Consider the following 7,264-nt stretch of genomic DNA (forward strand, 5'->3'; position numbering starts at 1 on the left):
GAAACCCGCACGCCGATGAATTCCATCCTCGGTTTCACGGATGTGCTGCTCGACTCGCCGCTGGCGCCGGAACAGCGACGCCACCTCAATACCGTGCGCCAGTCCGGCCGCTCGCTGTTACGCCTGCTCAACGAAGTGCTCGATACGGCCAAGCTGGACAAGGGCGCCGTGGCGCTGGAAATGCGCGACTACAGCCTGCTGGCGCTGGTCGATGAACTGGCGTCCACGTATGGCGTCCATGCGCGCAACAAGGGTTTGCGCATGGAGGTGCAGTACGACCCGCAACTGCCGGCCGTGCTGCATGGCGACGAATTGCGCATGCGGCAAGTGCTGGGCAACCTGCTCGACAACGCCATCAAGTTCACGCCCAGCGGCGGCGTCAGCCTGACGGCGCGCCTCGACGACGGCCAGCTGCACCTGCTGGTGCGGGACAGCGGTATCGGCATCTCCGCGGAACGGCGCGACGCCATTTTTGATCCCTTCGTGCAAGCGGACGCTTCGACCACGCGGCGCTTTGGCGGCACGGGCCTGGGCACCACCATCAGCAGGCAGCTGGTGACCCTGATGCAGGGGCGTATCTGGGCCGACGCCAGCGTGCCGCACGGCAGCGTGTTCCACGTCATGCTGCCCTTGTTGCCGGCACGCCAGGCGGCGCTGCCCGCCAGCGAACGCCGCAGCGTGCGCCTGCCGCCCCTGCGCGTGCTGGCCGCCGACGACGTGCCGCAAAACCTGGAACTGCTGAGTCTGCTGTTGGGCAAGCGCGGCCACACGGTGGTCACGGCAGGCGATGGCGCGCAAGCCTTGCAGCTGGCCCAGCAGGACGACTTCGACATTCTGCTGCTGGACTTGCAAATGCCGCGCATGGATGGCCTGGCCGCCACGCAAGCCATCCGCGCCGCCGCCCTGCGCGATGGCCGCCCGCGCGTGCCCGTGATCGCCATGACGGCCAGCGTGCTCGATGCGCACCGCAAGGCGGCGCGGGCGGCCGACATGGACGGTTTCGCCACCAAGCCCGTCGAATGGCAGGCGCTGTCGCAGGAAATCGCCCGCGTGCTGGGCCTGGCGGCGGACCCGGCCGATGACAGCCGCGCGCCCGCTGGCGCAAGAGTGCTGCACCATGCGGGCGCCCTGCAGCGCTGGGCCGGCAACGACAGCGCCTACCACGCAGCGCTGGCCCGTTTCGGCCACGAGCATCCCCGCTTGCCGCCTGCCATGCTGGCCGCCATCGAGGCGCGCGATCACCTGGCGCTCTTGCCGCAGAGCCACAAACTGCGCGGCGTGGCGGCCAACCTGGGCCTGGAACAACTGGCCGCCAGCCTGGCGGCGCTGGAGCAATGCTGCGCCAGCGCCAGCCCCGACCCCGCCACGGCACAGCAGCTCGACGAAACGCTGGGCGAGCTGCTGACGCAATGGCCGGCGGCGCTGGCCGCCATCGCCCGGCTGGTGCCGCCTGCCGTGCCAGCGGCAACGGCGGCTGCCATCGACGCACCCGCCGCCCGGCAAGCGGCCAGTTCCCTGCTGCACGCCCTGCGGCGCGGCGAACTCGATGACGCGGCGCAAGCACAATTGCAGCAGGCCATGGGTGCGCAAGCGGACGCGCTGGCGCCGCTGCTGCACGCCATCGACGACTTTGATTTCCCCCTGGCGCAGTCGCTCCTGCACGACCTGCTGCCCACCTTCGCCCCGGAGTCCCCATGAATGCACGCGCCAGGCCCGTGATTCTCGTCGTCGACGATGAAGCGGCCAATTTGCAATTGCTGCGCCAGATCTTGCAGAACGACTACGCGCTGCTGTTCGCCAAGGATGGCGCGCGGGCCCTGGAACTGGCGCGGCAGGAACGCCCGGCCCTGATCCTGCTCGACGTGATGATGCCGGGCCTGAGCGGCCACGATGCCTGCCGCCAGCTGAAAGCGGCGCCGCTGACGGCTGCCATCCCCGTCATCTTCGTCACGGCCCTGAACGACATGCGCGACGAACTGAGCGGTTTTGAAGCGGGCGCCGTCGATTACATCACCAAGCCGCTCAGCCCCGCCATCGTGCGCGCCCGCGTGCGCACGCACCTGTCGCTGGTGCGCATCGACGAACTGAAGGAAACGCGGCTGCAGATTGTCCAGCGCCTGGGCCTGGCAGCCGAATACAAGGACAATGAAACGGGCTTGCACGTGATCCGCATGAGCCATTACGCGCGCCTGCTGGGCGTGGCCGCCGGCATGGACGAGGCCGCCGCGGACGACCTGCTGCACGCGGCGCCCATGCACGACGTGGGCAAGATCGGCATCCCCGACCGCATCCTGCAAAAGCCGGGCAAGCTCGACGCGGACGAATGGGCCGTCATGCAGACGCATGCGCGCATCGGCGGCGACATCATCGGCGAACATGCCGAGGGCGGCATGCTGGCGCTGGCCCGCGAAATCGCCCTGGCGCACCATGAAAAATGGGATGGCAGCGGCTACCCGAACGGCTTGGCGGGCGAGACGATCCCGCTGGCGGGACGCATCGTCGCCGTGGCCGACGTCTTCGACGCGCTGACCTCGGTGCGCCCGTACAAGCGCGAATGGTCGGTGATCGATGCCGTGGGCTATTTGCAAGAACAAAAAGGCAGCCATTTCGATGCGCGGCTGGTCGAGCTGTTTGTCGAGGAACTGCCCGCCATCGACGCCATCCGGCTGCGCTGGGCAGAGCAAGAGGAACACCACGCGCAGGCATGAAGAGTGAACTCCCGCCACGGCCAGCGTTGTTGCGTCACACAAGGAAGTGCCGGACAGATGGCGCCGGCGCCGTTGCAGACCACTGGAAGGGCAAGGAGTTCGATGCCATTATCGCCGGCAGGCAGTGAAGCATTTTGATGCACATCAAATAGAGCAGCATTTCTGGCAAACGCGCTTGTACATGACCAGGGCCTGTGCTTTTTTGACCCACATCAACCGGTGCTGATGGCGCACTGAGGTCAAGCGCGCCATGTCTATTTGTTAAATAGCTATAATTGCCTGATTACTTACTTTAAGGCAATGTACATGAAGGAACAACTGGTCAATTGGGGCAGCACCCTGGCGCCGTTCGGCAGCGACCTGCTGTGGAGCGCCCTGCCGTGGATGCTGCTGTATGGCGTGATCGGCTTTGTGCTGGCGCTCGGCATCTGCTACCAGCTGGCCAGAAAATGCCTGCTGGTGCGCCGTCCGCCCGCCTGGCACGTGGCCGTCAAGCTCAGCTACGTGTTGATCCTGGTCGCGCTGCCGCTCCTCGGTGGCGGCTTTGGCGCCGTGCACAGCGTGCACCGCGTCGTCAATCAGGCCCTCGAGCGCGACCTGCAGCCGGTGGTCGAAGCGCAGATGCCGGCGCTGCGCGTCTACCTGGAACAGCAGGTCAAGCTGATCGCCCCGGGCCAGGCTATCAGCATGCGCAGCCTGATCGAGCCCTTCGTGCAGGACATGTATTACCGGCCGACATCAGGCAGTTACTGGGAACGCAGCAAGGCGCGCTGGATCAATGAATTCATCCTGCGCCGCGGCAGCGTGCTGCTGACGCAAGTGCTGCAGGAACAGCTAATCGCCAGGGCAAGCGTACTGGGCGAAGCGCTCAAGGGCGCCGGCTTCCGTGGCCAGGCGACGGGCGAACTGGCCAGTCTGGGCACCGACCTGGCCGTGCGCCTGACCACCGATGTGGCGCGCCAGGCCGACTTCAGCAAACTCGACAAATCAGTGCCGATGATTTTCATCGACGCCATCAAACGCCAAGCCGGCGCGTATTTCAATTCGCTCAAGATCACGCTGGGCCTGCTCGCGCTGGCGGCACTGCTGCTGGTGTGGGGCGAGATCATGCTGTACCGCCACTATTACCTGCGCCGCCATCCGGCCGCCACGCCCCTGCCCGTGCCAACCATGTAAAAAAGCCGCCCCTCCTTGCGGGCGGGGCGGCTTTTCATGCGCAGCTAACGCTTAAACTTTACGCTGAGCCACTGCGTCCACGACGCACAGTGCCGTCATGTTGACGATACGGCGCACGGTGGCCGATGGCGTCAGAATGTGCACGGGCTTGGCGCAGCCGAGCAGGATCGGGCCCACGGCGATGCCGTTGCCGGCCGCCGTTTTCACCAGGTTGTAGGCGATGTTGGCCGACTCGATGTTCGGCATGACGAGCAGGTTGGCGTCGTTCTTCAGTGCCGAATTTGGCATCAGTTTTTGACGCAGCTTGCTGTCCAGAGCCGTATCGCCGTGCATTTCGCCGTCGATTTCCAGGTCCGGCGCGCGTTCCTTGACGATGGCCAAGGCGGCGCGCATCTTTTGCGCCGAGGCGCTGTCGCTGGAACCGAAGTTGGAATGCGACAGCAGGGCCGCGCGCGGCGACAGGCCGAAGCGGGTCATCTCTTCGGCGGCCATGATGGTGATCTCGGCCAGCTGCTCGGCGTCCGGATTTTCATTGACGTGCGTGTCGACCATCACCAACTGGCGCTCCGGCATGATCAACACGTTCATGGCGGCGTACACGTTGCTGCCGGCGCGCTTGCCCAGCACCTGGTCGATGTATTTCAGGTGCAGCTGGGTGGTGCCGAAGGTGCCGCAGATCATGCCGTCGGCGTCGCCCTTGTGGATCATCATCGAACCGATCAGGGTGTGGCGGCGGCGCATTTCCAGCTTCGCGTATTCCTCGGTGACGCCCTTGCGGCTCGTCATCGCGTAATACGTGTTCCAGTAATCGCGATAGCGCTCGTCGAAGTCCGGGTTGATGACGTCGAAGTCGACGCCTTGCTTGAGGCGCAGGCCGAACTTCTGGATGCGCGCTTCGAGCACGGGTGGACGGCCGACCAGGATAGGACGCGCCAGTTTTTCATCGACCACCACTTGCACGGCGCGCAGCACGCGCTCTTCTTCGCCTTCGGCGTAGACGATGCGTTTGAGTTCGGCCGGCGTGGATTTGGCCATCAGGAACAGCGGCTTCATGAAGGTGCCGCTGCGGTAGACGAATTGCTGCAGGCTGTCCGCGTACGCTTGCAAGTCCTTGATCGGACGCGTGGCGACGCCGGAATCCTCGGCCGCCTTGGCCACGGCTGGCGCGATCTTGATCAGCAAACGCGGATCGAACGGCATCGGGATCAGGTATTCAGGACCGAACGACAGGTTGCTGATGCCATACGTCGTGGCCACGATGTCGGACTGCTCGGCATGCGCCAGGTCGGCGATCGCGTGCACGACGGCGATTTCCATTTCGCGCGTGATCGTCGTCGCGCCGCAATCGAGGGCGCCGCGGAAGATGTACGGGAAGCACAGCACGTTGTTGACCTGGTTCGGATAGTCCGAACGGCCCGTGGCGATGATGGCGTCGCTGCGCACGGCCTTGACTTCTTCCGGCAGGATTTCCGGATTCGGGTTGGCCAGCGCCAGGATCAGCGGGTTCGGCGCCATCTTGCGCACCATGTCTTGCTTCAGCACGCCGCCGGCGGAGACGCCGAGGAAAATGTCGGCGTCCGGGATGATCTCGGCCAGGGTGCGCAGCGGCGTGTCTTGCGCGAAGCGTTCCTTGTCCGGATCCATCAATTCCGTGCGGCCCTTGTAGACGACGCCGGCCAGGTCGGTGACGTAGATATTTTTCAGCGGGAAGCCCAGGTCGACGATCAGGTCCAGGCAGGCCAGCGCCGCGGCGCCCGCGCCCGACACGACCAGTTTGCACTCTTCGATTTTCTTGCCGACGGCTTTCAGGCCGTTCAGGATGGCCGCGCCAACGATGATGGCGGTGCCGTGCTGGTCGTCATGGAAGACAGGAATCTTCATGCGGTCGCGCAGCTGGCGCTCGATGTAGAAGCACTCTGGCGCCTTGATGTCTTCCAGGTTCACGCCGCCAAAGGTCGGTTCCAGCGAAGCGATGATGTCGACCAGTTTATCGGGATCCATCTCGTTGATTTCGATGTCGAAGACGTCGATGCCGGCGAATTTCTTGAACAGCACGCCCTTGCCTTCCATCACCGGCTTGGCGGCCAGCGGACCGATATTGCCCAGTCCCAGCACGGCCGTGCCGTTGGTGATGACGGCCACGAGGTTGCCGCGCGCCGTATATTTATAGGCATTGGCCGGATCGATGACGATTTCTTCGCACGGTGCCGCCACGCCTGGCGAGTAGGCCAGTGCCAGGTCGCGCTGGTTGGTCAGTTGTTTGGTCGGCGTCACGCTGATTTTGCCGGGGCGCGGGCACTCGTGATACTCGAGTGCGGCCAAGCGCAATTGTTGACGCAATTCTTCTTTTTTATCAGATGACGAATCCATGCTGTGCTGCCTTCCTGTTTGGTCGATCGGGTGTTCCGGATTTTATCAGACCGATTCTTTCAATTAGCTAGGTATTTTCCGCTAGCCACAGTCTGATATCACGAAAACGCATAACCTAGTATTGTAAGGCCGTCCGGCGGCACAAACGTCCTGAACAGGAAAAACTATCAAATTTTAGATTTCAATTAGTTTTTGTGATGGATCACCAGGGGCGCGCCACAGCGGCAGCGCTTCGACGGCGCGCTCGATATCGTCCATGTCGTCCGCCCCCAGGGTGGTGTCGAACGGCGCGGACAAAATGCTGCGCATCAGCGCCAGGCGCGTCGTCGCTTGCTGCGCGTCGATGAAGCGGGTCGTCTCCGCGCAATACTGCGCGCGGCGCTGGGCATCGGCGCCATCATCGTCGCCGTCGGGATAATAATGGCGACCGATGTGATGCAGCGACTGCAGCAGGAATTCGATCTCGCGCAGGATGCGCAGCGCATCCTCGCCGGACAGCACGATGCGGCGGTTGGCGGGCAGCAGCGATGGTGGCGTGGCGATGTGGTCGGCCATGGCGGCATCTTTCTATCAAGGACAAACCGACAGCCTACGCGATTTTTCCCGCAGGCGACGCCAGCCGCCCACCTGGCGCGAAGCGCACGGCGATCAGCAGCAAGAGCACGACGCCAGCGGCCATCACCATCCACGCCTGGGCCAGGCTGGACGAATGCTGGCGGATCAGGCCGGCGATAAACGGCATGCTGCTGGCGATGATGTAGCCGCCCCCCTGCACAAAACCGAGCAGCGCGCCGGCGCCGGCCGGGTCCCGCACGTGGTCCATGCTGACGATCAGCGACAGCGGGAAAAGGGAGCCGATACCGCAGCCCAGCAATATCACGGCGGGCAGCGCCAGTTGTGCGGGCGCCACAATCAGGCAAGCCAGGCCGCCCAGCACGGACAGCAGGACGGCCAGCAACAGGATGCGGCGGTCGGGAAAGCGGTGGATGACGCTGGAAATCACCAGTACC

General features: G+C 64.4%; 5 protein-coding genes and 1 pseudogene. 3 read left to right on the forward strand and 3 right to left on the reverse strand.

Annotation, left to right across the window (positions count from 1 at the left end; genetic code table 11):
• The 3 genes from ASN89_RS24175 to ASN89_RS24185 all read left to right on the forward strand — a co-directional run.
• Positions 1 to 1,698 (forward strand): ATP-binding protein (locus ASN89_RS24175; protein WP_152988669.1); only part of this gene is annotated, 1,698 nt, incomplete at its 5' end.
• The gene (locus tag ASN89_RS24180) at positions 1,695 to 2,708 is read left to right on the forward strand and encodes a two-component system response regulator (RefSeq protein ID WP_058051044.1); all 1,014 of its coding nucleotides are present in this window, start codon (positions 1,695 to 1,697) and stop codon (positions 2,706 to 2,708) included. The genes ASN89_RS24175 and ASN89_RS24180, both read left to right, overlap by 4 nt.
• A gap of 306 nt (positions 2,709 to 3,014) precedes the next feature.
• The gene (locus tag ASN89_RS24185; RefSeq protein WP_058051045.1) at positions 3,015 to 3,884 is read left to right on the forward strand and encodes a hypothetical protein; all 870 of its coding nucleotides are present in this window, start codon (positions 3,015 to 3,017) and stop codon (positions 3,882 to 3,884) included.
• A gap of 51 nt (positions 3,885 to 3,935) precedes the next feature.
• Here ASN89_RS24185 and ASN89_RS24190 read toward each other — a convergent pair whose 3' ends face one another.
• The 3 genes and pseudogenes from ASN89_RS24190 to ASN89_RS29095 all read right to left on the reverse strand — a co-directional run.
• Positions 3,936 to 6,254, reverse strand: coding sequence for an NADP-dependent malic enzyme (locus ASN89_RS24190; RefSeq protein ID WP_046684361.1), 2,319 nt, complete (start codon positions 6,252 to 6,254; stop codon positions 3,936 to 3,938).
• 174 nt (positions 6,255 to 6,428) lie between these two features.
• A complete protein-coding gene (locus tag ASN89_RS24195; protein ID WP_200899225.1) occupies positions 6,429 to 6,809 on the reverse strand; it encodes a hypothetical protein in 381 nt (126 codons plus the stop codon).
• A 34-nt stretch (positions 6,810 to 6,843) separates the two neighbouring features.
• A pseudogene (locus tag ASN89_RS29095) lies at positions 6,844 to 7,264 on the reverse strand (MFS transporter); the annotation flags it as partial.

It is taken from the genome of Janthinobacterium sp. Ant5-2-1, from assembly GCF_001445815.1.
GTDB lineage: Bacteria > Pseudomonadota > Gammaproteobacteria > Burkholderiales > Burkholderiaceae_D > Janthinobacterium > Janthinobacterium lividum_E.

Coding starts and splice junctions, on each gene's coding strand:
- ASN89_RS24195 (WP_200899225.1), bottom strand. CDS start 6,809: ATGGCCGACCACATCGCCACGCCACCATCGCTGCTGCCCGCCAACCGC.
- ASN89_RS24190 (WP_046684361.1), bottom strand. CDS start 6,254: ATGGATTCGTCATCTGATAAAAAAGAAGAATTGCGTCAACAATTGCGC.
- ASN89_RS24185 (WP_058051045.1), top strand. CDS start 3,015: ATGAAGGAACAACTGGTCAATTGGGGCAGCACCCTGGCGCCGTTCGGC.
- ASN89_RS24180 (WP_058051044.1), top strand. CDS start 1,695: ATGAATGCACGCGCCAGGCCCGTGATTCTCGTCGTCGACGATGAAGCG.